The organism is Streptomyces sp. NPDC048483 (genome assembly GCF_040651455.1).
Taxonomy (GTDB): Bacteria; Actinomycetota; Actinomycetes; order Streptomycetales; family Streptomycetaceae; genus Streptomyces.
In genome coordinates this window covers 1-23,586 of record NZ_JBEZJZ010000053.1, presented here as the reverse complement: position 1 = coordinate 23,586, position 23,586 = coordinate 1, and the positions used below count along the sequence as shown (strand labels likewise).

Below are 23,586 nucleotides of genomic sequence, written 5' to 3'. Positions count from 1 at the left end.
AAACCTCCAGGGGGCGGAGGGGTGGGGCATGGTCGCGGGCAGCCTGAGGGAGATCGACGGCGTGTGGGCGGCGGCCCGGTCGGTCGAGGTGTGCCCCGTCCGGCCGGACGAGCGGGTACGGGCCGTCGTCGTGGGCGATGCCGCCGAGATCGCCGAGCTGGCCGGTCTGCTGGAGGTCGCCGGCACACTCGGGGGCTTCGTCTGCATGTGCCGGGGCGATGTCACGTTCACGGTGCGAGGAGAGCGGGGCGCGGTCCTCGGCGTGCTGACGTGGCATCTGGGCAGCGGGCTGGACTGGAGCGCGTGGGGCGGTCAACGGCCGCTCGCCCGTCCTGCGGAGCTGACCCGGTGGCTGGTCGAGCGCCGGATCATCGGGCCGTAGGGAGGCCGCCCGGAACGCGGACCGACCGTCGCCGCCCTGGCCGTCGCCCTAGTCGTCTCCCTCGTCGTGGTCGGCCGCCGGTGTGGCCTTGGGGCGGCCGTCGGCGCAGCGGATGGTGTACGGGAGGTCCTCGTCGGCCGCACCGTCGTCCGCACCGGCCTCGTCGTCCGACGGTTCGAATTCGAGGGCGGCGACGGCGGCCGGTCCGCGGGCGACGTCCTCGTCCACGTGAAACCCGGCGTCGGGGCTCCAGGCCGTGAGGTAGACCCGGCCGTCGGGCCGGCATACGGCGGTGAGGCTGCCGCCGGTGACGCGTACGGTGCGCGCGGGCGCGGTGGTGGCCGACGGGGAAGGGGGTGGCGGCACGGTCGGCTCGGCGGCGGAACGGGCCTGGGCCAGGCGCTCCCGTACGGCGGCGTCGTCCAGCGGGTCGGCCCGTGCGTGGCGGCCCTCGGAGCCGGTGTCCGTATGGGCCAGCGTCCACGCGCCCAACCCGCCCGCGGCGGCCAGCACACCGATCCATGCCGCCGCCGTCGCCGTCCCGCGCCACGCCATGGCCACCGCCCCTCTCTCGTCCGGCCTCCCGCTCCACAGCAGCCTGCCGCACGCTTCCCTAACGCCCGGTTAAGGCCCGCTCAAAGCCCCTGGCCCGCCCTCCCGTTCGCCGGCCGGCGCTGGCTACGGTGGCTTCATGCCCCATGTACTCGTCGTCGAGGACGACCCGCAGCTGCGCGGTGCGCTGCTGCGGGCGCTGCGCGACCGCGGCCATGCCGTGGCCACCGCCGCGACCGGCATGTCCGGACTCGAGACCGCCGTCACGGACCGCCCCGACCTGGTCGTGCTCGACCTCGGGCTGCCCGATGTCGACGGCGCGCAGGTCCTGCGGATGCTGCGCGCGATCAGCGATGTCCCGGTGATCGTCGCCACCGCGCGGGACGACGAGCCGGACATGGTGGCCGTCCTCGGGGACGGCGCCGACGACTACATCGTCAAGCCCTTCGGGGCCGCCCAGCTGGACGCCCGGATCAAGGCGGTACTGCGGCGGCTGGGCGCCGAGAAGCCCGAACCGGCACTCCGTGTCGGGGAGTTGAGGCTGAACGTGGCGGCGCGTGAGGTGACGCTGGCGGGGGCGGCGCTGGATCTGACGCCGCGGGAGTTCGACCTGCTGGCGTATCTCGCCCGGCACGCCGGACAGGTGTGCTCCCGGCGCGAGCTGCTGGCGGAGGTGTGGCAGCAGCCGTTGGGCGGGGCCGACAAGACCGTGGACGTCCATCTGTCCTGGCTGCGGCGGAAGTTGGGGGAGACGGCGCAGCGGCCGCGCTATCTCCACACGGTGCGTACGGTGGGCGTGAAGCTCGCCCCGCCGGACGGGGGCCCGGGCCACGCCGGGCGGGAGCGCTAGGCATGCGCCGCAGCATCCTCCTGCTCACCGCCGCGACCACCGCCCTGGTCCTCGCCGCGCTGCTCGTCCCGCTGTCGCTGCTGGCCCGCAGTCACGCCGTCGACCGCGCTACGGCCGACGCCACCGCGCGCGCCCACTCGCTGGCCACCGGTCTCGGGCAGACCCTCGCCGAGGCCTCCGGCCGCCGTCCCGCCGCCACCCTCGTCGCCTCCGCCAACGGCCCCGACCTGCCCCGTACGTCGGTGATCCTCGCCGACGGCACGGTCCTGGGCCCGGCGGCGCGGGTCACCGACGCGGTGCGGCTGGCGCGCTACGGGCGGGCGTTCTCGTACGAGCCCTCCGGCGGCGGCCGGGCGGTCCTGGTCCCCGTGCAGGGCGTGTCCGGCGGCACCTCGGTCGTCCAGGTCGGCCTCACCGACCAGCAGCTGTACTCCGGGACGCTGGCCTCCTCCCTCGCCTTCGCCGGGATCGGCGCCGGGCTGATCCTGCTCGGCCTGGTCTTCGCCGACCGCCTCGGCTCCCGCCTCGTCGGCTCCACCCGTCGGCTGGCCGATGTCGCGGACCGGCTGGCCGGCGGCGATCTGACCGCCCGCGCCGCACCGTCCGGCCCGCCCGAACTCCGCCTGGTGGCCGGCCAGCTCAACCATCTCGCCGAGCGCATCCACGGATTCCTGACCGCCGAACGCGAGAGCGCCGCCGATCTCGCCCACCGCCTCCGGACGCCGGTCGCCGCGCTGCGCCTGGATGCGGAGGGGCTGCGCGATCCGGCGGAGGCGGAGCGGATCGCGGCGGATGTGGCGGCGCTGGAGCGCAGCGTGGACGAGGTGATCCGTACGGCCCGTAAGCCGCTGCGGGAGGGCGAGAGCGGGCCGGTGTGCGCCGATCTGGCGGCCGTGGCCCGTGAACGGTCCGACTTCTGGCGTCCGTTGGCGGAGGACCAGGGCCGCGCCCTGGCCTGCACCGCTCCCCCGGCCGGCGCCCCGGTGCCCGTACGGGTCGAGGGGCCGGAGCTGGCCGCCGCGGTCGACGCCCTGATCGGCAATGTCTTCGACCACACGCCGGAGGGAGCCGGAATGCGTCTGACGGTCGTCCGCGGGGCGCAGGGCGGGCGGCTGGTCATCGAGGACGACGGGCCCGGATTCCCCGACGGGCATGTCCCCGAGCGCGGGAACAGCAGCGGCGGCTCCACCGGGCTGGGCCTGGACATTGTGCGGCGTGCCGCCGAGGAGTCGGGCGGTGCGGTGGAGTTCGGCAGCGGGCCGGGGGGCGGCGCCCGCATCACGGCGACGTTCGGAAGCGCGGCGGACGGGGTGACGGACGGGATGACGGACGGGGCGGCCAACTGCCTGCGGAGACCGATGGTTTCACGTGAAACAGACGGTTTCACGTGAAACCAGCTGACGTTGGCGCTCAAGCCGCCGCGGGAAATGCCGTACGCACCGCCCGCGTCCACTGATTCGCGGTGAGGTCCGGGCGCAGGGCCGACAGCGCGCCGCAGTACTTGGTGAAGTCGGCGGCCCGCACGCCGTAGCCGTGCAGCAGCCGGTCCGCCTCCGTCAGATGACCGGCGGTCTTGGTCTCCACGAGGACCAGCCCGCCGTCGGCGCGTACCGTGCGGCCCGTTTCCAGGTCCCGGCACAGCAGCGCCGCGTCGCAGGTGATGCGCTGGCCGTTGGCGACGAAGGTGGCGCGGGTGTAGTCGGTCTCGATGGAGCGGCCCAGTTCGCTGGGAGCCTCGATGCCGTACGAGCGGTCCAGTACGGAGGCGAGGAAGCCGCGCGGGGCCGGGCCGAGGGCCGCGTCGCCGGGCAGCAGCGGTTGGCGGTGCTTGACCGTCTCGCCGCGCCGGCCCTTGAGCTTGATCTCGAACTGCCGCTCCCCGGTGTCCTCGTAGAGCCGCTCGCGGATCTTGTAGCGCAGCCGTCGGCCCTGCCGGTGGTCGTGGTAGCACCGCAGGTCGGGGGTGTCGTAGTAGACGGAGTGATAGCCGAACCAGCGACGGCCGTTGATGCACAGCGCGGCGAACGGGCCGCCGGGGCGGCGGCGGTCGGTGAGTTCGGCCGCGAAGGCGGTGAAGACATCGACCGGGACGAGATAGCTGTTGTCGAAGCGGGAGAGGAGCTCGGCCCGTGCCTGGACGTCGGCGAGCGGGACCGGGCGCGCGGCCATGGCGGCGCGGGCGATGGCTCGTACGGCGGGAATCACACGGTCTCCTTGGCAGAGGCGTGGGGACGGGGGATCGTGCGGGGCCGGGGAGTGGGCTGCGCGGCGGCATCTGCCGCAGGCGCGGTACGCGTTGTACGTTCCGTACCCGCGGAAAGTTCCGGGACGCGGAACCTGACATCCACGACCATCAAGTCCCGGACAAAATCGACCTGTTTCACCGTCCACGTCAGCGGCTCGCCAAGGCGTCGGGTCAGGTCGGCACGGAGGGCGTCCTCGCCGGAGTGCACCACGTCCAGCGTGATCACGGCGCGGCGGGTGCCGGCCAGCAGTCGTGGATGGTCGGCGACGTGGATGACGAGCAGCAGCAGCGCGGCGAGCCCCCCGGCGACGGCGAGCGGAAGGTGCGGCAGCGCGCACAGCAGCCCGAGCACCAGGGTCGTGAAGTAGTACGCGACCTCCTCGTGCTGGATGGAGTCCGAGCGCAGCCGGATGATCGACAGCACCCCGAAGAGGCCGAAGCCGAGCGCCATGCCGCCGCCCTCGCCGACCCGCGCCAGGGCCGCGACCACGGAGAACAGCGCGACATTGAGCGCGAGATAGGCGGGCACCAGATCGCGCCGCCGGTGGCGTGGGTAGTAGACGGCGAAGGTCAGCACGCTCACCGCGGCCAGATCGATCGCCAGTCTCGCCGCAAGTTGGCCGTAACTCTCCATGTCTGCACTCCTCCGCTCCGTCGGTCATCGGTCGCCGGGAACGCTAGGAAGGACGGGGTTAAGCGCGCCCCCCGCCGCCGGTTAAAGAACCCGCGGGCGCGCCGCCTCTCCGCTGGTTTCAGAGCCGGGGCGCGCCGCCTCTCCGCTCCCGTGGGTGCCTGGATATCCTCACCGCGGACGCGGGGCCGCGGGCAGGGCGGATACGGGGGAAGGGCGAGGGATCGTGGAACAGCGGGGACGTACGGGGCAGCGGGGGCGGGGTGGCCGGCCCGGAGGACTGGCGCCGCTCAACGCCGGGGACCCGCACCGCATCGGGGACTACCGCCTCATCGCGCGGCTCGGCGAGGGCGGGATGGGGAAGGTGTTCCTGGCCCGTTCGGACCGCGGGCGTACCGTCGCCGTCAAGCTCGTCCGCGAAGAGCTGGCCCACCAGGAGGAGTTCCGGGCGCGCTTCCGGCGGGAGGTGCGGGCCGCGCAGCAGGTCGGCGGGGAGTGGACGGCGCCCGTACTGGACGCGGACACCGAGGCCGGGACGCCGTGGGTCGCCACCGGCTACATAGCCGGGCCCTCCCTTCAGCAGGTGGTCGGCGGCAGCTCCCCCACTCTCGGCTCCGCCCGAGCGGGAGGTACCCCCATCCCCCTGCCCGAGCGGACCGTGCGCATCCTGGCGGCCGGGCTCGCCCGCGCGCTCCAGTCGATCCACGCCGCCGGGATCGTCCACCGCGACCTCAAGCCGTCCAACGTCCTGCTCACCATCGACGGCCCCCGCGTCATCGACTTTGGCATCGCCCGCGCCCTGGAGGCGGTGGCCGACAACGGCGTGACCCACACCGGCGCGGCGGTGGGCTCCCCCGCCTTCATGGCGCCCGAGCAGGTGCGCGGCGACACGATCGGCCCGCCCTGTGATGTCTTCTGCCTCGGATCGGTCCTGGCCTACGCGGCCACCGGGCGGCAGCCGTTCGGGCCGGCCACCAGCGGGGTGCACGCGGTGATGTACCGCATCGCCCAGGAGGAGCCCGATCTGTCGGCGCTGCCGCCGGGGCTGCACGCCCTGGTGGCCGCCTGCCTGGCCAAGGACCCGGCCCAACGCCCCACTCCGGCACAGCTGTTGGCCATGGCGGAGGATTCCGTCACGGAGGATGCTGCGGAGGACGAGCCCTGGCTGCCAGGGGCGTTGATCGCGCAGCTGGGGCGGCATGCCGTGGAGTTGTTGGAGGCGGAGCACCCCGAAAGCGATACGGACGGGGCACCCACACGGATCGCGCGGGGCGGAGCCGCTTCACCGTTCGCGCCCCACGCCGCCGAGGGTCCCGGCGGGCACGCCCCGCCCGCACCGGGTGCTCCCGTCCCGCGGCGCCGCCGCCGTGTGAACGCCGGCCTGGTGGCCGCTGTCGCGCTGGTCCTCCTCGGAGCCGGTGGGGTCAGCGCGTACGCCCTGCTGAGCGGCAAGGACGACGGGGTACAGCCGGCGGCCGCGAACGGCGGCAAGCCGGGCCGGGGTGCGGCGCAGCCCGCCGGGAACCGGCGGATTCCCGCGAACTACCTGGGCACATGGGAGTCGGCCGTCTCCGGTGCCACCGACGCCCGGCGCTTCACGCTCAAACAGGGCGCGCCCGACGACCCCGTACTGACGCTGACGATCAACGGGGCCACGTTCGCCTGCACCTTCGCGGCCACCTTGAAGGATCCGGGGCCGCCGGTCCGCCTCGAGCGGTCCACGGTGGTGTCGGGGGAGGCGCCGACCTGCATGCCCGGCCCCTCGAGCAGGCTGGAGCTGGTGGACGGCGAGCTGCGGCGCGTCACGGACGACGGCAAGGCCCCGCTGATGTACCGCAGGACGGGATGACCCCGTACGGAAAAGCGGGATGACCTCGTAGATCGTTCCTTCCTCGTAACGCTCTCTCTGCCGTTGTGCGATCCGGCGGGGCCTACCCTCATGCGGACGGCACGCCTGCTGCCGGAACGCGCCACAGGCACGGGAACGAGACGGGGGAGGGCGCGCCGATGGACGGCCTGCACGGGCTGACGGCCGACGATCCGCAGTGGATCGGGGACTACCGGCTGCTCAGCCGCCTCGGCAGCGGCGGGATGGGCCGGGTCTATCTCGCCCGTTCCGAGGGCGGCCGGACCGTCGCGGTGAAGCTGGTGAAGGCCGAGCTGGCGGCCGAGGAGGAGTTCCGGGAGCGCTTCCGGGCCGAGGTGGCGGCGGCGCGCCGGGTCGGCGGCCGCTGGACCGCGCCCGTACTGGACGCCGATACGGAGGCCGAGGTTCCGTGGGTGGCCACCGGTTACATCGCGGGCCCGCCCCTGAGCGAGGTCGTCGGCACCTCGTACGACGGATACGGCCGTGCGGGAACGTACGGCCCGCTGCCGGAATTCTCGCTCCGCCGCCTCGCCTACGGCCTCGCCTGCGCCCTCCGCGACATCCACGGCGTCGGCCTCGTCCACCGCGACCTCAAGCCGTCCAACGTCCTGCTCACCATCGACGGCCCCCGCGTCATCGACTTCGGCATCGCCCGCGCCCTGGACGCGGTCGGCGATCAGACCCAGACCCGTACGGGCATGGTCGTCGGGTCGCCCAGCTTCATGTCGCCCGAGCAGGTCCAGGGCCATCGCATCGGCCCGGCCAGCGATGTCTTCTGCGTCGGCTCGGTGCTGGCGTACGCGGCGACCGGGCGGCAGCCGTTCGGCAGCGCCTCCTCGGGCGTGCATGCGGTGATGTTCAAAATCGCCCAGGACGCACCGGATCTGACGGGCGCCCCGGAGGGGATCCGCGGCCTGCTCGAGGACTGCCTCGTCAAGGACCCGGCGGGGCGGCCCGCACCCGAGGAGATCATCGGCCGGCTCGGGCTGGTGGCCGGCGACTCCGTGCCCGGTGGCTCGGCGGCCTCACCCTGGCTGCCCGCCGCACTCATCGCGAGCCTCGGGCGGCACGCCGTACGCCTCCTGGACACGGACACCCCGCCGGGCGGCCAGCCGCCGACGCTGACGACGACCAGGGTCGCGCCGCGGCCGACGCCGGAGCCGGAGGCCGACGCCCCCTCCGCGCGACGCCGCCGGCGCTGGCTTCCGTTCGCCGCCACGGCCGCCGTCGCGGCGGCGGCCACGGCCGTCGCCGTCCCTCTCCTGACCGGCGGCGCGAGCAACGGCGAGCGCGCCGCCACCGACATTCCCGCCCGCTACATCGGCACCTGGTCCGGCGAGGTCCTGCGGGACGGCACCCCGACCGGCCAGCAGCGCCGCTTCGTCATCGCGAACGGCAAGGTCGGCGAGGTGGTCGCCAACAGCACCAGCCTCGGTGCGACCTACGAGTGCCGCAGCGACGGCAAGCTGGTGGCCGTCACGACCCACGACGGCCGCCCGGCCCTCCGCCTGGACACCAAGGTCGTACGGTCCGTCCCGGCGGGCCGCTGTGCCGCCCTGGGCGAGCACACCCTGGAGGCGGGCGGCGCGGGCACCTTGAGGTGGGCGGCGGCGGGCCGCACCGCCACCCTCCATCGCGCCGGTCCCGCCACCGGGACCGTCCCGGCCGCCCTCGTCGGCACCTGGCAGCGCCCGACCTCCGACGGCACCGGCGCCCAGCGCCTCACCCTCAAGCGGGCCCCGGCGGGCAGCACGGTCCTGACCTCGGTCACCGACGGCCCGGCCGGCCGCTGCACCGCCCATGCCGCCCTCTACGCGGCGGAGGACGGACGCCTTACGGTCGGCCCGTCGGTGATCGACCACGCCGCACCCGGGTGCGTACCGAGCAGCACCTCGGTCCTCCGCCTCAACGACGACGGGACGCTGCGGCGCGAGTTCCTGGGCGGGGACAAGCAGCCGCGGACGTACTCCAAGGGTTCCTAGGGCTGGGCCCCCACCCCCTTCCACGCCTGCGCCAGCCGTTCGGCCATCGCGGCCTGGTCCCACAGGTCGGCGGGGTCGTCGGGCATGGCGGCGTCGTAGAACTGCAGGCCGGCGGCGCCCTCCATCGACCACCACCGCAGCCTGTCCCGGGCGGCCTTGGCCTCCGCAACCTTGAGCCCGAGGGCCTTACGGGTCTCCGGCGGCAGGAAGTTGTAGCTGTCGTCCGAGATGTGCGGCAGACCGGTCAGCAGCAGGGTCGCCGCGGCGCGGTCGAGGTCGGTGGCTTCGGCGAGCCGGGCGGCCGCGTCGGGGTCGAAGGGCACCGGCCCGCGTCGTTCCAGTTCGTCCACCAGTCGGTGCAGCCGCTCGGGCGTGGCCCAGCCTTCGGGCACCGGTTGGACGTCGATGAAACCGGCGGGGCGGGGCACGGTCCCCCGTTGCAGAAACGCCGCGATGTCCCGGGCGGCACCGGAATGGGATCGTCCCCATCTGCCGTGAAGCATGGTGATGTCCAACGGCAGCAGTTTGCCGTCCTCATCGGACAGCGCGGCCCGCTGCTCACCGTCCAACAGACCGCGCTGCAGACCCGGTTCGGCCAGCGGCGACAGGGCCCAGAACCTCAGCAGCCGAGCCAGCGCCCGACGGTGCACGCCACTGGTGACGGCGCTCACCGCACGGACCCCGAGGCCCCCGATCCGGCCGGGAAGCTCGGTCCAGTCACATGTGCTCGAACGGTCCGCCCAGCGCTCCATCGCGATCTCCCCGTCGATCGCACCGGCGAAGAACGCCGAGGTGAGCTCGATCTGCACCGCCGTGCCGCGGTAGCCCTGGTTGTACTTGCTGACCAGCCCCGCCAGCGCCCCGCCCAGGTCCTCCTCCTGCACCTTGAGCCGCGGGATCCTGACCCGGTTCAGACGGCCCATGAAGGCATCACGGAAACGGCGCTTCTCGGCGGCCTCCTGGACGCACCCGACGACGCCCCGTACGAGCAGCGGATGGCCGACCTCGGGCAGCAGCTTTCCGACGGCGGTCCGCAGGGCCTCCTCGGAGGTGGCCGCGGCCTTCAGCAGGCGCCGCACCGTGTTCTCGGTGATCTGCCGCAGGGCCCGCGAGCCGGCGGGGTCGCGTGGCGTGAGGAAGTGCCAGAAGGCGGGCGTTGGTATGAGCCGCGTCCCGGCGGCCACCGGGGGCGGCGCGTTGTCCGTGTACCCGTTGTTCGTCCGTTCCGCCGCCCAGTACAGCTCGCCCGTGTCGGCGTCGCGGGCCAGCACCGGGTCGTAACGCCTGACGCCTCCGCTGAGCACCAGCCGCCGCTCGGCACCCGGTATGTCGAGCAGCCCCCACACAGCGGTGGTTCCGGCCCCGTCGAACGCGCCCTGGACGCCGTCGACGCGGTGATAGCGGACCCGTCCGGTGGCCCTGTCCTCGGCGACCCGCAGGCCCACATGAGTGCCGTCGCTGCCCAGCGGCGACCCGCTGACGCCGTACGGAAGCGGCGCCAGCGACGAGGAATCGAAGCGCCAGCGCTCGCCCTTGCCGAGCAGCGACGGATCGAAGAACTCCGGCAGACCGGCGTCGACCAGCTCACCGGTCGCCAGATCGACGCGGTGCACCTGCGATTCCAGCCCGTCCGTGGCGTGCCACCAGAACTCCCGGCCGTCGTGGAACATATGGCCGTTCGGGCCGAGCCGTTCCTCGCGGGGATCGAGGACGCGGTGGCCCATGAACCGCCGTCCGCTCGGCGCCATGAAGGTGTAGCCGGGCTGATCGGGCTCGTAGTAGAACGACTTCCATATCCCGGGCCGTACGCCGAAGGTCTCGTCCGGCGCCTCCGACCAGTAGTGCGTCTGCGTCCCATTGATGTAGTGGCAGACCAGGAACTGTCCGTCGGAGAAGAAGACCTGGACGTCGTAGCTGAATTGGCCGGCTCCGCGCGGCACCCGCAGCCGGTGTTCCGCGATGCGGCCGCCCGGCCCTATCGCGATGGCCTTTGTGCGGTCGTGCACCACCAGGACGGGCCAGCTTGGCCGGCACCAGCTGTCGCCCTTGAGCTCTGCGGCGGCCTCGTCCAGGGCGGGCCAGCCCAGCTCGTCCAGGATGCCCGCGCGCAGCGTACGGGTCAGCGGCGTCACCAGGTCGAGATCCGCGATCCGGGCGGACAGGTCCGGAATCTCTTTCAGCATGTCCCCACGGATGTTTTCGTCCAGCCAGCGGAGCGCCCTGTTCGCGTCCTCCAGGCCGCCCGACCGCGCGCGCTCGAGCTCCGCTTCGATGGTCTCCCCCAGGAGAGGCCGCACGGCCTTCTTCCCCCACAGCGCACGGAACTTGTCGCCTTGAGTGGGAACGGACCGGGCCAGCACCGGTCCGAACCGTACGTCCTCGATCAGCGCCTGCAGATCGACGCGGGCGGGCCCCTGCCAGTTCCGCAGGTACGTCTTCGGGCCGGGGTCCGCCACGGGGATCCCCGCCTCCAGGCAACGAAGCAGCGCCACGGCGTCGATCTCGGAATACTCCTCCGGGGTGTCGGGGCCGAACCGTACCGGCGTCCCCTCTTCCCGGATACCCGCCGCAAGCCCCGGGATCAGCCGCAGCAACCCCTCGGGAACCGAGGGGGCGGAGGCCCCGCCGTACCGGCCGAGCATGCCGGACAGCCACTCCCCGGCGTCACCCGCGAGCTCGGCCGGTGCACCGGCCTCCTCGAGCAGACCGCACCACCAGCCGTCGAGGTCCGACGGAGCCGCCGTCGTCAGCCGCCACAGCAACGCCTTCTTCAGCGCTGCGGAGGCGGCGACCGCAGGCGCCAGCAGCTTGCGCTGCGTCGTCCAGAACCCGTCCGCCGCCCGCCACAGCGCCGGTGCGTCCACCAGACTCTCCAGCAGCAGCCGCTGTTCGGTGACGACGTCCAGCCCCGCGGCCTTGGCGAGCTTGCCGATCTGCTTGAGCATCTCGGGCCATGGCGCCAGGCCGCCCGTCGTCCGCCGTACGGCCAGCTCCCGCAGCGCGCGGTACGCCTCGACCGGGTCGGGCCCCTGCTCCAGCTCGCCGACGTACGCCTTGATGTCCTTGGCCGACAGCGCCCCGGCCAGCGCGAACTCCAGGAACACCGCGCGCCGCCGGGCGGGATCGGCGGCCACGGAGGCATGCCGGCCGGCCTTCCGCGCCCGGCCGAACATCATCGTGGCCTGTTTGTCGCGCCCGACGGCGAGGAACAGCCGGCCGACCTCTTCCCAGTACACCGGCCGGTGATCATCGGGCAGGGTCGCCTCGATCTGCTGGAACATCTCCAGCGCGGGTCCAGGACTGGGGGCAACCAGCCGCTCGGCCCGCGCCATCTCGACGCCCGCCGCCAGCCCGACCTCGGCGTGTGCGAGGTCGTGGACCAGCGCCCACGCCGGGTAGCGGAGCGGCTCCGGGCGATACCCGGCCGCCACGGGCTCCCCCGCCTCCGGGGCCGAGAACCCTGCCTCGGCCAGCAGCCGGTCCTCCAGAGGCGCGACGGTCTGCCCCGTCAGCCGGACGACGGGCCGCGCACCCAGCAGCGGATGGCCATACTGCCGGGCCGTGACCGCCTCACCGCCCGGCGTCCCTATGGGCGCCAGTCCCGCCTCCAGCACCGGCACACCGGTGCCCACGGTCGTACTCGGATCACTCGTCATCGGTCTTCGGCTCCCCGTAGATCAGTCCCGCCATCCGCAGCCCCTCGGACCACGTCACCGGCCCCACCTCGCCCAGTGGTACGGCCCGTTCGTCCTCATCCACCCACAGGAGCCGCCCGGCCCCGTCGTCCGATCCGGAACCGGCGCCGTCCACCCAGCAGCGCACCTGCACCCGGACGCCCCGCTCGACGATCCCCAGTACCGCAAAGCCGCCTTGTATGACGATGCCGTTCTCCAGGGCGTTGAGCCTCGCGCGCCACAGCTTCCGGAAGTGCTCGCCCGGGTGGTCGTCCAGGCCGGTGGCCGCGGGATCCGTCCCCTCCGGCTGCCGGTACACCTGCCGCCCCAACTGCTCGATTCCCTGGACGACGTGCCGCTCCTCCAAGGCCTGCCGCCACGGCCCGACCTCGTCCAGCAGCACCGGGTGCACCAGCGTCACCGGCCCCACCGGCGGCTCCTGGCAGGTGCCGCCGGCCCTCCTGAGGCACGTACGCCCCTCCCCCGTCATGTCCGCCAACAGCCCCACCTCACCGCCGACGTCCACCAGCAGATGCTCCAGGCAGGCCCGCCAGCCCGGATCCGGCCACACCCGGGCAAGGAGCCGGGCGGGCACCGGCGCCCCGCCCAGCAACCACGACTCCACGGTGGCCCGGCACTCCTTCTCGTGCCGCACCAACCACTCCTGCAGTGCGGCGAACTGCTCGCCGACCGGACTGGCCCGTACGGCCCTCGGGATGGATTCGAGGACCTGCCCATCGGTCTTACGGCATCGCAGAGTCGTCCCGTCCAGCGCCAGCTCATGGCGGTGAATCGCGGCCACCCACGCAAGTGGAGTCGTCATGCCGTCGACTATGACAGGCACCACTGACAATCCGGCCGCCCGACCATGCACCCTCAACTGAGCTGTCCTGCCCTGCAATTGAGGACACCCGACCCCGCACACGGCAGCGAGCGCCTCGCCGTCGTCGCCGAACTCCCCGTCACCCCGCACTACCTCATCGCGCACTACCTCACCGCCACCCCCTCGGCGTCCGCATCGCGTTCGGCAGCCATGGCTGCGGCCGATGCCCCTGTGCGGGACAACCCACGGGATACGGCCACCCCACACAGGCACAGTGCGCCACCGGCCAGCGTGAGCAGGCCAGGCAGCTCGTCCAACACCAGCCAGGACATCAGCACCACCAGCATCGGCACCACATAGGTGGTGGCGCCCATACGGCCCGCGGTCGTGCGGGCCAGCGCGAACGCCCAGGTGGTGAACGCCAGAGCCGTTGGGAAGGCGCCCAGATAGATCATGTTGAGGGTCGCGGACAGCGGGGCACGCCCCGCTTCCGACACCAGGGTGCCACTGAAGGGCAGGCACGCGACCGCACCGATGAGGCAGCCGAAGAAGGTCACCTGGAGGGCCCCGGCATGGCGAAGCGCGGGCTTCTGGGCGACGACTCCACCCGCATACGAGACGGCGGCCAGCAAACAGAGCAGCACGCCGAGTATGGACGCGTGACCGTCATCGGAGATCGAGATCCCCACGATCACGGTGCCGGCGAAGGACACCGCCATGCCCGCCAGCAGCCGACGCGGCATGTCTTCGCCCAGGAATCTGCTGCTCAGCAACGCGATGAGCATCGGCCCGATGTTGACGACCATGGCTGCGGTCCCCGCATCGACCTCCCGCTCGCCCCAGTTGAGCACGACCATATAGAGGCCAAACCACAGGAGACCTGAGCAGGCGATGCCTGGCCAGGCGCGGAGCGGCGGCCGGCTCTCACGGCGCACCAGACAGACCGCGCCCAGCACGAGGGCTCCCACGATGAGCCGGCCAAGGGCCAGGGCCCCCGGCGAGTAGGCGGAGCCGGCGCTGCGGACGGAGACGAAGGCCGAGGCCCACAGGACGACGGTGACGCCCGCTGCGGCCAGGGCGGGCCATTGCTTCTGAGAGCCGGTATCCGGCGGAATGGGCATGGCTGTGACGCTAGAGCGCGGACGCTTCGGCCCTTAACGAAATATCCGCGGACGAGAGGCGAGGAATCTGGGGGCCGAATCACCGAAATTGCCGGTAAATAAATTGAGTTGCCGCAGCCGACCGTTATTCGAGGCGTTGCTGACCAGGCGTCAATCCATGACCTGACAAGGACATTTGGGCCACACGTACGCCCTTACGATGTTCAGCGAGTTCAACCGGCCCGTCTTGGGCGGCTTGCGGATTGGCCATCGGGTCACGCCTGGCGGGCGTGGGCAGATCACCACAAATAAGGAGTTCGTCATTTCCACCCGGTCCATCCGATGCGTTCTCGCAGCTGCCGGAATCGCCTCCCTGGCGGTTTCGCTGACCGCCTGCGGCCCGAAGGACGACAAGTCCGCCGCCCCGGGCTCTTCAGCAAGCGCCAATCCGACGGACGCCGGGAAGAACGTCGGCGATCGAGAGGCTGGCGGCAAGGAGAACGACAACGGCAAAGCTGGCAAGACCCCTGGCCAGGGCTCCCAGAAGCGGAACAACGACAGTATGTGCTTCCCGCTGAAGCCGGGGCACCAGATCATCTGGGTCCGCAATGTCGAAGGCGCGATGGCCAACGTCATCGCCAAGCAAGCCAAGAAGGGCTGCCTCGAAGACGGCGGGAACGATCCCCATTTCTACTCCTATGGGACGCTGAAGACGTACGCCTTCGACATGAATGCCAAGGTCACGATCATCAACGACGAGCTCTATAACGAGAAGGCACTGGCCAACAAGCCGGGAACCCGCACCGGCATCGGCCACGTCAAGACCTGCGCGGACCCGAATCACGAGACATGGGACGGCGGTCAGGCGCCGAAGGACGACAAGGAGTACTGCTACGGCAAGAACTTCTATGACGTCGTCCTCGACTCCAAGGGCACCATCACCGAAATGCACGAGGTGTCCTCCTAGGACTCCGCGGACGTACTCCCGGGGGCGGGGCGCAAGGTAATCAATTCCCCCTTATGGCCACCGCACCCGAGAGACGATCCGCCGGGGATCCTTACGGCAGTCCGGCGTGAGGTCGTCGTACGTCGTCACCGGCTCGCCGTCCAGCGCGAAGCAGAGCTGGGCGTGGAGGAGTTCGGCCTCTACGGGGGACAGGGTGAGCGCGAGGTCGCCGTCGAACTTGCCGTCCTGGCGGAGCCAGAGGTGGAGGGAGTAGTGACCGTCCATGTCACGGCAGACGGGCTTGCCGGGTACGCGGCTCACGCGGAGCCCGTACGGGAGGCCGTTCGGGCCGTTCATGCGATCACCGCGGCGAGGTCCAGGTGCGCCACCTGACGCCCGTAGGCGGGGAGGTAGGGGCGGACGAGGGGGCCGGCTTCGTCGAGGAGGGGGAGGTCGGGCGGGAACGGGGGGCGGGGCGGCGGAGTCATGTGCCGGGCAGGGTGCCGATGACGTACGACAACTCCCTTGCGGCCTAACCCAGTTGCTGGCACCAGCACCGCGAGTAGGCAGGCGAGTGTCCGTGCGAAGAGGGACCCGATACGGTGGGCCATGTTGACGCTCCTAGTAAGCGTTGGCCATGCCCCGGGGTGCGGACACACCGCCGGGGCTTTCCCATGCGTACAGAACGTAGCCCCGCATGCGCGCTCAGGCAACATGTTGCGTGAAACACCAAGTGATCGGCATATGCGAAAGCCCTCCACCGTGAAGTGGAGGGCTTCGGGGCGAGGTTGGTCGGCTAGCGCACGTCGTCCGCCTGCACGTCTGCGAGGAACGCGCGCACCGTCGCCGACGAGGTCCTGATGACGACGCCGGGTTCGTCGCTCTCGCGGATCAGGATGCCGCCGTCGTGCGAGGCGAGCTCAAGACAGTTGGTGCCGTCGGCGTCCGTCGAGTACGAGGACTTGCGCCATGGGATCTGCACGGTTGCCACGCCTTCATATGTGTTGTGCCAGGTTGCGGACGAAGTCTCTCGACGCTCCGGGAGCGAGCGAACGCTCCTCCGTACGGTCCAGCACGGTGCGGTAGTTGGCGAGATGCGTCTCCGAGTGCAGGAACGCCGACCCGACGGCGGTGTCCGACTGCACGGTGTCGAGCTGCGGCACCGGCCCCGACACGTAGAGCGTGGAGCTTCCGGCGTTCGGAAAACCGCCTACGGAGAACGGGACCACGCGGATCGTGATGTGCTCGCGCTCGGACTCCTTCAGGAGGTGGTCGAGCTGGGTCCGGGCAACGTCCCGGCCGCCGAACTGCATCCGCAGCGCCGCCTCGTGAACGATGAAGGTGCACGTGGGCGGCTGTTCGCGCGCCAAGACGGCACGGCGCTTGACCCGATAGTCGATCCGGGTCTCCAGATCGCGCCGGCTCAGAGGAGGGACGGCTTCCCCGAAGACTGCTCGCGCATAGTCCTCGTGCTGCAGGAGCCCCGGCATGTGCGTGATCTGTACGGACCGGAGCGCATGGGCGTAGTGCTCCAGCTCGGCAAGGTCGAGCGCACCGGCGACCACGACGCCCCGGTACTCGTCCCACCAGTGCGCACCGCGTTCCTTGGCCATCTCCGCGAGCGCATCGATGTAAGCAGCGTCCGGGCAGGAGTAGTTGGCGGCCCATACGCGCACCCGGTCACTGCTGACTCCGGACCGGGCGGACTCGGTGTTGCTGACGGTCGTCCGGTCCGTACGGTGCATCACAGCAGCCTCGTTGATCGTCAGCCCGACGTGCTCGCGCATCCGGCGCAGCTCCATGCCCAGCCGACGACGCCGCTCCGTGGGTGGCTTCCGCACCGGCATCGGCCTCCCCCTCCTTTCCGCTGCAAAGACTAGCTGCGGGGGACCGGCTCAGCCGTACCAAGTGGCGGCAGCCCACCGGCTCACAGCCCGGCCTCGGCCTCCGCCACGTCCCGGATCCGGCGGACCTCGTCGATCGCGTCCGACGGGTCCGCCTCACCCCCGTCCACGATCTCTTCCAGCTCGCGAAGGCGGGCGGCCCGCTGCGGGTGGCGCTGGATCGCGATGAAGACAGCCCATGAATGGACGAACGCGCGGAGCGGAGCGAGGCTCTGCGTCCGCTGCACGTTCGTCGTCGCCTCGAACAGGTGCTGGGTGAGGGCGGATACCCGGCTCGGCGCGATCCTGGCGACCGCCGACCGCAAGGCGTCCGGGGTGAGGTCCGGCATCGGGATCAGCGGTCCATACGAGCCATCGGGTTGCGCGCTCACGGTTGCCTCCGGTGCGGGCGGGCGTACCGCCAAAGGGAAGCACACGACCGCCGCGTACAGGCAAGGGCCCGCACACCGCCACAAAAGGTGCGCGGGCCCTTGCCCGTCAGGCCAACCCGTACGGGCAACCCCGTACGGCTGCCACTACGACAGGAACGAGTTGATCTCGATCGTCTCGTCACGGCCGGGGCCGACGCCGATCGCCGAGATCTGGGCGCCCGACATCTCCTCCAGCGCCTTCACGTAGGCCTGCGCGTTCTTCGGCAGGTCGGCGAAGGTCTTGGCCTTGGTGATGTCCTCGGACCAGCCCGGCAGCATCTCGTACACCGGCTTCGCGTGGTGGAAGTCGGTCTGCGAGTACGGGAGCTCCTCGACGCGCTTGCCGTCGATCTCGTAGGCGACGCAGACCGGGATCTGCTCCCAGCCGGTGAGGACGTCGAGCTTGGTGAGGAAGAAGTCGGTCAGGCCGTTCACGCGGGTCGCGTAGCGGGCGATGACCGCGTCGAACCAGCCGCAGCGGCGGTCGCGGCCCGTGGTCACGCCCCGCTCGCCGCCGATGCGGCGCAGGTCCTCGCCGTCCTGGTCGAACAGCTCGGTCGGGAAGGGGCCGGCGCCGACGCGGGTCGTGTACGCCTTCAGGATGCCGATGACGCGGCTGATCTTCGTCGGGCCGACGCCGGCGCCGGTGCAGGCGCCGCCGGCGGTCGGGTTCGAGGAGGTGACGAAGGGGTACGTGCCGTGGTCGATGTCGAGCAGGGTGCCCTGGCCGCCTTCGAAGAGGACGACCTTGTCCTCGTCGAGGGCGTTGTTGAGCAGCAGGGTCGTGTCGGCGACGTAGCCCTTGATCTGGTCCGCGTAGGTCAGCAGCTCCTCGACGACCTGGCCGGCCTCGATGGCGCGGCGGTTGTAGAGCTTGGTGAGCAGCTGGTTCTTGACGTCGAGGGCCGCCTCGACCTTCTGGTGCAGGATCGACTCGTCGTAGAGGTCCTGCACGCGGATGCCGACGCGGTTGATCTTGTCGGCGTAGGTCGGCCCGATACCGCGCCCGGTGGTGCCGATCTTGCGCTTTCCGAGGAAGCGTTCCGTCACCTTGTCGACGGTGATGTTGTACGGCGTGATCAGGTGCGCGTTACCGCTGATCAGCAGCTTGGACGTGTCGACGCCGCGCTCGTTGAGTCCGCTCAGCTCGGAGAGCAGGACCGCGGGGTCGACGACGACGCCGTTGCCGATGACCGGGGTGCACCCCGGCGAGAGGATTCCGGAAGGGAGAAGATGCAGCGCGTACTTCTGGTCGCCCACGACGACCGTGTGGCCGGCGTTGTTGCCGCCCTGGTAGCGCACCACATAGTCAACGGATCCACCGAGCAGGTCGGTGGCCTTTCCCTTGCCCTCATCACCCCACTGAGCACCGAGCAGCACAAGTGCGGGCACAGGCGTACACCCCTTCCGGGCGGGGCATGTCCAACGTGCATGGATGGGGTTAGCGTGCGTGTTCACGCCAACGTCATCGCGCGTGCCGTCGGACCGGTGCCCCGGAATAGACGAAGCCCCTGGCGCAATAGCGCAAGGGGCTCTTGCACCGAGATGCTACCTGAGGAAGGACCGAGGTGTCGGCGCAGCCTTCTGGGGACTCTCCCGTGGACTCCGTTCGGGGGTATTCCCTGCTCGTGGTCATCGACCCGGTCGCGCGCAGTACGGACGGGGAATCCGTACGGATTGCGCGGGATGTGCTGTGTGCGGGGGCCGGGGCGAAGATCTGCCTTCCGGAGGGGCCGGAGGAGTTTGCCCGGGCGCTGGCGAAGCGCGGGCAGCGGCGGCCGGTGGTGATCGGGGACGACCGTGCGCTGCTGCGGGTCGTGGGGCTGCTGCACAAGGAGCGGGAGCTGGGGCAGGTGCCGGTGGCCATGGTCCCGGTGGGCGCGCCGGCGTCGGTCGCGCTGAGCCGGGCGCTGGGGGTGCCCACGGACACGGTGGCGGCGGCGCGGACCGTTCTGGACGGCAAGGAGCGGTCGATGGATCTGCTGACCGATGACAGCGACGGGATTGTGCTGGGCGGGCTGCGGATTCCCTACGGGGACGGGGAGCCGGCCGAGGTGCCGTACCGGCCGGGGGCCGCCTCGCGCCCGGTGGAGCACGCCGGGTCCGGGAACGGGTCCGGGAGCGTTGACGGCCACCGGTCCTGGTGGGGGCCGGCGGCGCGGACGGCCCGTACGGCCCTGTCGCTGCTCGCCCCGACGGCGGGGCTCGGGCTCGGCGGGCGGCGCGGGCGGGTGCCGACGCACCGGCTGCGGATCGAGGCGGACGGGGTCGTCCTGGCGGATCTGGACCGGCCGGTGCGGGCGGTTTCGGTGGTGCCGGGGGTGTCGGGGACGGCGGGGATGGCGGAAATGGCGGAGGGCTGGAAGGGCACCGCCACCTCGGGTCGCCGGGACGGTGGCGGCGGTCTGGCCGAGGTCGAGGTCCGCTGGCCGGGCGAGGCGCGGCCCGTACGGGCACGGGCGCGGGCGGTGACGGTGTCCGGGGCGGACTTCCACTACCGGGCGGATGCGGTCGTGGGCGGGCCGGTGCGGACGCGTACGTGGACGGTGCAGGCGGGGGCGTGGCGGCTGACGGTGCCGAGGTGAGCGGGTCCCTGGGGCCCGCTCCCCCATTGCCTCTCCATCGCCTCGACCGCTTCGCCCGGATCGCTCCTGCTTCGGTCGAGGCCGGACGCGGATCAGTCTGCGGTACGGCGCGAGCGGGGCGCACTACAGCCCGCTGCACCTTCTTCCGCCGCCGCGACACGGACCAAGAGGCGGCACGCCCCTGCCGTCAGCTCTCGCTGTTCCCCGCCCGCAGCTGATCGCGATGGTTGCGCCAGCGCTCCATCAGTCCGCCGAGCTCGCCCTGCAGGAACTCGAAGAAGTCGAGGGTCTCGCTGATCCGGTGGCCTGCGGGGGAGGTTTCGCCGAGGCTTGCCACGCCGTCGCGCAGGGTGGCCTCCCAGCGGGTGAGGACGCTGTCCCGGCGGGTCAGGGCCTCGTACCACTGGTCACTGTGGACGCGGTAGCGGTCGCGGCGGGAGCCGGGCTCGCGTTCGCGGCCGACCATGTTGACCTGGGAGAGGTAGCGGACCGCGCCGGAGACGGCGGCGGGGCTGACCTGGAGGCGTTCGCCCAGTTCGGCCGAGGTCAGCACGCCGGAGTCGGAGGCCAGCAGGCAGGCGAAGACGCGGGCGGGCATCCGCGGCATGCCGGCGTCGACGAGCTGTGAGGCGAACCGTTCGACGAACTCCGAGACCGCCTCGGCGTCGCGCCGGCCGGCGTCCTGCCGCTCGCCCTGCTCGCGCTGTTGCTGTTCCTGTTCCCGCTCGGCCATGCCCGCATCATCTCCCCTTGATCAGAACCGCAGCTCCAACTTAATACGCTTTCTTAACTTCACAAATTTGTGAATCTAACGTATCTTCAAAATCATGACGAAGGCAATCTCTCCCTCGGTCGCGATCCGGGTGGCCGGCCTCCACAAGTCGTTCGGCCGGACCCACGCGCTGGACGGCCTCGACCTCAGCGTCGAGGCCGGTGAGGTGCACGGCTTCCTCGGGCCCAACGGCGCCGGGAAGTCCACCACCATCCGCGTCCTGCTGGGCCTGCTGCGCGCCGACGGCGGCATCGCTCAGCTCCTGGGCAAGGACCCCTGGCGCGATGCGGTCGCGCTGCACCGCCGCGTCGCCTACGTCCCCGGGGACGTCACGCTGTGGCGCAATCTCTCCGGCGGGGAGGTCATAGACCTCTACGGCCGGCTGCGGGGCGGGCTCGACACCGCACGGCGGGCCGAGCTGCTGGAGCGGTTCGAGCTGGATCCGACGAAGAAGGGGCGGACGTACTCCAAGGGCAACCGGCAGAAGGTCGCCCTGGTCGCCGCCTTCGCCTCCGAAGTCGACCTGCTGATCCTGGACGAGCCGACCTCGGGGCTGGACCCGCTGATGGAGGGGGTCTTCCAGAGCTGCGTCGCCGAGGAGCGCGACCGCGGCCGTACGGTCCTGCTCTCCAGCCATGTGCTGTCCGAGGTCGAGGCGCTGTGCGACCGGGTCAGCATCATCCGCAAGGGACGGACGGTCGAGTCCGGCTCGCTCGGGCAGCTGCGGCACCTCACCCGTACGTCCGTCATCGCCGAGCTGGCGGGCCCGCCCAACGGGCTCGCCCAGCTGCCCGGTGTCCATGACGTGGCCACTCAGCCCATCGCGGGGGGCCAGGGCCTGCGGGTCAGGCTCCAGGTCGACACCGACAAGCTCGACGCCGTGCTGCGCTCGCTCAGCGCATCCGGCGTCCGCAGTCTGACCAGCACTCCGCCCACGCTGGAAGAGCTCTTTCTGCGGCACTATCAGGATGAGGTGCGCGGGGGCGGCGTACAGGGCGACGGCGTACGCGGTAACGGCGTGCGCGGCGAGGAGGCGAGCGCGCGATGACCGCCGTAGCAGCCGCGGCCGCCCTCGCCCCGGCCCGTAAACCCCGTCATCTGGCAGGCACCGGCGCCCTGTTGCGGCTCGCCCTGCGCCGTGACCGGGTGATGATCCCGGCCTGGGTGCTGGTCCTCGGACTGGCCGTCGCCTCCATGGGCGCGTCCTTCGAGGCGCTGTACGACACTGCCGCCCAGCGCGCCGAGCTGGCGGCGTCGATGAACGCCAACGCCTCGCTGCGTGCGCTGTACGGCCCCATCTTCAGCGACACCATCGGCGGCCTGGTCACCTGGCGGATGGCCGGTTTCGGTGCGGTGCTCGCCGGGGTGATGAGCCTGCTGATCGTCGTACGGCACACCCGCGAGGAGGAGGAGACCGGGCGTCAGGAGCTGCTGTCCGCGGCGATGGTGGGGCGCCGTGCGCCGCTGACGGCGGCGCTGCTGACCGCCCTGATCGCGAACGCCGCGCTCGCCGTGCTGATTGCCGGCGGGCTGGCCAAGTCGGGACAGCCGGCGGCCGGTTCACTCGCTCTCGGGGTCGCCATCGGCGGCGCGGGGATGTTCTTCGCGGGGCTGGCCGCCATCGCCGCCCAGCTCACCGAGAGCGCCCGGCTGGCCAAGGGGCTGACCGGTGCGGTCCTCGGCCTCGCCTTCGCGCTGCGGGCCGCGGGAGACGCCGCCGCCTCGGGGCCCTCCGGGGCGGGCGCCGGGGGAGCATCCTCCCCGCTCGTCTGGATCTCCCCGATCGGCTGGGCCGAGAACCTCCGGGCCTACGCCGACGAACGCTGGTGGGTCACCCTGCTGTTCATCGCCGCGACCCTCCTGACCGTCGGCGCCGCCTACGTCCTGACGGCCCGTCGTGACATCGGGATGAGCTTTCTGCCGGCCCGCCCCGGCCCGGCCCGCGCGCCCCGCTCGCTGAGCGGCCCGACCGGCCTGGCCTGGCGCCTCCAGCGCACCACCCTGCTGGGCTGGACGCTCGGCTTCCTGTGCGCCGGCGCCGTCTTCGGCGGCATCGCCAAGGGCGCCTCCGACCTGGTCGGCGGCAATCGGCAGACCCTGGAGATCGTCCAGCGGATGGGCGGCCAACAGGGGCTGACGGACGCCTTCCTGGCCACGATGACGGGCATGCTGGGCATGGTCGCGGCGATCTACGCGGCCGGTTCGGTGCTCCGGCTGCGCAGCGAGGAGACCGGCGACCGCGCCGAACCGGTGCTGGCCGGCGCCGTCGGCCGCCTCCGCTGGGCCTGTGGCCACCTGGCCGTCGCCTACCTCGGCACCGCCGTGATCCTCGGCTCCGGCGGCCTGGCCCTGGGCATCAGCTACGGCATCACCGCCCATGACGTCGCCGGACAGCTCGGCCCCGTCCTCGGCGCCGCGCTCGCCCAGGTCCCCGCCGTCTGGACGCTCACCGGTGTGGCGGTTCTCGTCTACGGCCTGCTCCCCAAGGCCACCACCGCCGTCTGGGCCGTGGTCGGCGGCTGCCTCGCCATCGGCTGGATCGGCCCGAGCCTGAAGTTCCCCCAGTGGGCGATGGACCTCTCCCCCTTCAGCCACCTGCCCAAGCTCCCCGGCGCCGGGACCACGGCCGCCCCGTTCCTCTGGCTGCTGGGCCTCTCGGCGCTGTTCATGGTCGCGGGACTGACGGGACTGCGCCGGCGCGACATGGACTGATCCCCGGCCGGCCCGCCCCGGGCCGCCTCCCCAGGCGTGCGGGGCGCGCGGGGGCGGGGGGGGCCGCGCCGCCCGGGGCGGCGCGGGGCCGCCCCGGGGGGCGCTGGGGGGGGGGGGGGCCCCGGGGGCGGGGGGGGCGCCGCGCGCGGGG

Annotated in this window: 22 protein-coding genes; 9 read left to right on the top strand and 13 right to left on the bottom strand. The window is 72.0% G+C overall.

The window, feature by feature from the left end:
* Positions 1–28 precede the first annotated feature (28 nt).
* The gene (locus AB0D04_RS24690) at positions 29–382 is read left to right on the top strand and encodes a hypothetical protein (protein ID WP_362707108.1); all 354 of its coding nucleotides are present in this window, start codon (positions 29–31) and stop codon (positions 380–382) included.
* A gap of 48 nt (positions 383–430) precedes the next feature.
* On the opposite strand, the gene AB0D04_RS24685 is transcribed toward AB0D04_RS24690, so the two are convergent.
* A complete protein-coding gene (locus AB0D04_RS24685) occupies positions 431–937 on the bottom strand; it encodes a hypothetical protein (RefSeq protein ID WP_362707105.1) in 507 nt (168 codons plus the stop codon).
* A 136-nt stretch (positions 938–1,073) separates the two neighbouring features.
* Here AB0D04_RS24685 and AB0D04_RS24680 point away from each other — a divergent pair, with 136 nt between their 5' ends.
* Positions 1,074–1,784 carry a response regulator transcription factor gene (locus tag AB0D04_RS24680; protein ID WP_362707102.1) on the top strand — a complete coding sequence of 237 codons (711 nt, stop codon included), beginning with the start codon at positions 1,074–1,076 and terminating at the stop codon, positions 1,782–1,784.
* A 2-nt stretch (positions 1,785–1,786) separates the two neighbouring features.
* Positions 1,787–3,175 carry a HAMP domain-containing sensor histidine kinase gene (locus tag AB0D04_RS24675; protein WP_362707100.1) on the top strand — a complete coding sequence of 463 codons (1,389 nt, stop codon included), beginning with the start codon at positions 1,787–1,789 and terminating at the stop codon, positions 3,173–3,175.
* Between the two features lie 19 nt (positions 3,176–3,194).
* Here the strand turns inward: AB0D04_RS24675 and AB0D04_RS24670 are convergent, their stop codons facing one another.
* On the bottom strand, positions 3,195–3,989 hold the full coding sequence (locus AB0D04_RS24670; RefSeq protein ID WP_362707099.1) for a polyphosphate polymerase domain-containing protein: 795 nt from the start codon (positions 3,987–3,989) through the stop codon (positions 3,195–3,197).
* Entirely contained in the window at positions 3,986–4,663 is a 678-nt protein-coding gene (locus tag AB0D04_RS24665; RefSeq protein ID WP_362707098.1) for a DUF4956 domain-containing protein, read from the bottom strand. Before AB0D04_RS24665 ends, AB0D04_RS24670 begins: the two co-directional genes overlap by 4 nt.
* Before the next feature lie 223 nt (positions 4,664–4,886).
* Between AB0D04_RS24665 and AB0D04_RS24660 the strand changes: the two genes are divergently transcribed.
* A complete protein-coding gene (locus AB0D04_RS24660) occupies positions 4,887–6,509 on the top strand; it encodes a serine/threonine-protein kinase (protein ID WP_362707096.1) in 1,623 nt (540 codons plus the stop codon).
* 158 nt (positions 6,510–6,667) lie between these two features.
* Complete coding sequence (locus AB0D04_RS24655; RefSeq protein ID WP_362707094.1) at positions 6,668–8,509, top strand: protein kinase; 1,842 nt, start codon at positions 6,668–6,670, stop codon at positions 8,507–8,509.
* Here AB0D04_RS24655 and AB0D04_RS24650 read toward each other — a convergent pair.
* The 3 genes from AB0D04_RS24650 to AB0D04_RS24640 all read right to left on the bottom strand — a co-directional run bounded on the left by AB0D04_RS24650 (position 8,506) and on the right by AB0D04_RS24640 (position 14,127).
* Positions 8,506–12,165 carry a hypothetical protein gene (locus AB0D04_RS24650; RefSeq protein ID WP_362707092.1) on the bottom strand — a complete coding sequence of 1,220 codons (3,660 nt, stop codon included), beginning with the start codon at positions 12,163–12,165 and terminating at the stop codon, positions 8,506–8,508. The two genes, AB0D04_RS24655 and AB0D04_RS24650, sit on opposite strands and share 4 nt — an antisense overlap.
* Entirely contained in the window at positions 12,155–13,006 is an 852-nt protein-coding gene (locus tag AB0D04_RS24645; RefSeq protein WP_362707090.1) for a DUF4132 domain-containing protein, read from the bottom strand. The genes AB0D04_RS24650 and AB0D04_RS24645 overlap by 11 nt, the downstream gene beginning before the upstream one ends.
* A gap of 164 nt (positions 13,007–13,170) precedes the next feature.
* Positions 13,171–14,127, bottom strand: coding sequence for a DMT family transporter (locus AB0D04_RS24640; protein ID WP_362707087.1), 957 nt, complete (start codon positions 14,125–14,127; stop codon positions 13,171–13,173).
* Between the two features lie 199 nt (positions 14,128–14,326).
* On the opposite strand from AB0D04_RS24640, the gene AB0D04_RS24635 reads away from it, so the two are divergent.
* The gene (locus AB0D04_RS24635; RefSeq protein WP_362707085.1) at positions 14,327–15,073 is read left to right on the top strand and encodes a hypothetical protein; all 747 of its coding nucleotides are present in this window, start codon (positions 14,327–14,329) and stop codon (positions 15,071–15,073) included.
* Between the two features lie 51 nt (positions 15,074–15,124).
* Here the strand turns inward: AB0D04_RS24635 and AB0D04_RS24630 are convergent, their stop codons facing one another.
* The 6 genes from AB0D04_RS24630 to AB0D04_RS24605 form a co-directional block, all read right to left on the bottom strand.
* Positions 15,125–15,373, bottom strand: coding sequence for a hypothetical protein (locus AB0D04_RS24630; protein WP_362707082.1), 249 nt, complete (start codon positions 15,371–15,373; stop codon positions 15,125–15,127).
* A gap of 32 nt (positions 15,374–15,405) precedes the next feature.
* On the bottom strand, positions 15,406–15,540 hold the full coding sequence (locus AB0D04_RS24625; protein ID WP_362707080.1) for a hypothetical protein: 135 nt from the start codon (positions 15,538–15,540) through the stop codon (positions 15,406–15,408).
* A 308-nt stretch (positions 15,541–15,848) separates the two neighbouring features.
* On the bottom strand, positions 15,849–16,034 hold the full coding sequence (locus tag AB0D04_RS24620) for a DUF397 domain-containing protein (RefSeq protein WP_362707077.1): 186 nt from the start codon (positions 16,032–16,034) through the stop codon (positions 15,849–15,851).
* A 13-nt stretch (positions 16,035–16,047) separates the two neighbouring features.
* On the bottom strand, positions 16,048–16,899 hold the full coding sequence (locus tag AB0D04_RS24615; protein WP_362707075.1) for a Scr1 family TA system antitoxin-like transcriptional regulator: 852 nt from the start codon (positions 16,897–16,899) through the stop codon (positions 16,048–16,050).
* A gap of 80 nt (positions 16,900–16,979) precedes the next feature.
* Positions 16,980–17,327: a DUF6247 family protein gene (locus AB0D04_RS24610; RefSeq protein WP_362707072.1), complete on the bottom strand. Its 348-nt coding sequence runs from the start codon at positions 17,325–17,327 to the stop codon at positions 16,980–16,982.
* 144 nt (positions 17,328–17,471) lie between these two features.
* The gene (locus AB0D04_RS24605) at positions 17,472–18,758 is read right to left on the bottom strand and encodes an adenylosuccinate synthase (protein WP_362707069.1); all 1,287 of its coding nucleotides are present in this window, start codon (positions 18,756–18,758) and stop codon (positions 17,472–17,474) included.
* Between the two features lie 206 nt (positions 18,759–18,964).
* Between AB0D04_RS24605 and AB0D04_RS24600 the strand changes: the two genes are divergently transcribed.
* Positions 18,965–19,951 carry a hypothetical protein gene (locus AB0D04_RS24600; protein ID WP_362707066.1) on the top strand — a complete coding sequence of 329 codons (987 nt, stop codon included), beginning with the start codon at positions 18,965–18,967 and terminating at the stop codon, positions 19,949–19,951.
* 187 nt (positions 19,952–20,138) lie between these two features.
* On the opposite strand, the gene AB0D04_RS24595 is transcribed toward AB0D04_RS24600, so the two are convergent.
* Entirely contained in the window at positions 20,139–20,684 is a 546-nt protein-coding gene (locus AB0D04_RS24595; protein ID WP_362707063.1) for a MarR family transcriptional regulator, read from the bottom strand.
* 94 nt (positions 20,685–20,778) lie between these two features.
* On the opposite strand from AB0D04_RS24595, the gene AB0D04_RS24590 reads away from it, so the two are divergent.
* Positions 20,779–21,771, top strand: a complete 993-nt coding sequence (locus AB0D04_RS24590; RefSeq protein ID WP_362707061.1) for an ABC transporter ATP-binding protein — start codon at positions 20,779–20,781, stop codon at positions 21,769–21,771.
* Positions 21,768–23,435: an ABC transporter permease gene (locus tag AB0D04_RS24585; RefSeq protein ID WP_362707059.1), complete on the top strand. Its 1,668-nt coding sequence runs from the start codon at positions 21,768–21,770 to the stop codon at positions 23,433–23,435. The genes AB0D04_RS24590 and AB0D04_RS24585 overlap by 4 nt, the downstream gene beginning before the upstream one ends.
* The last annotated feature ends 151 nt before the right edge of the window (positions 23,436–23,586 follow it).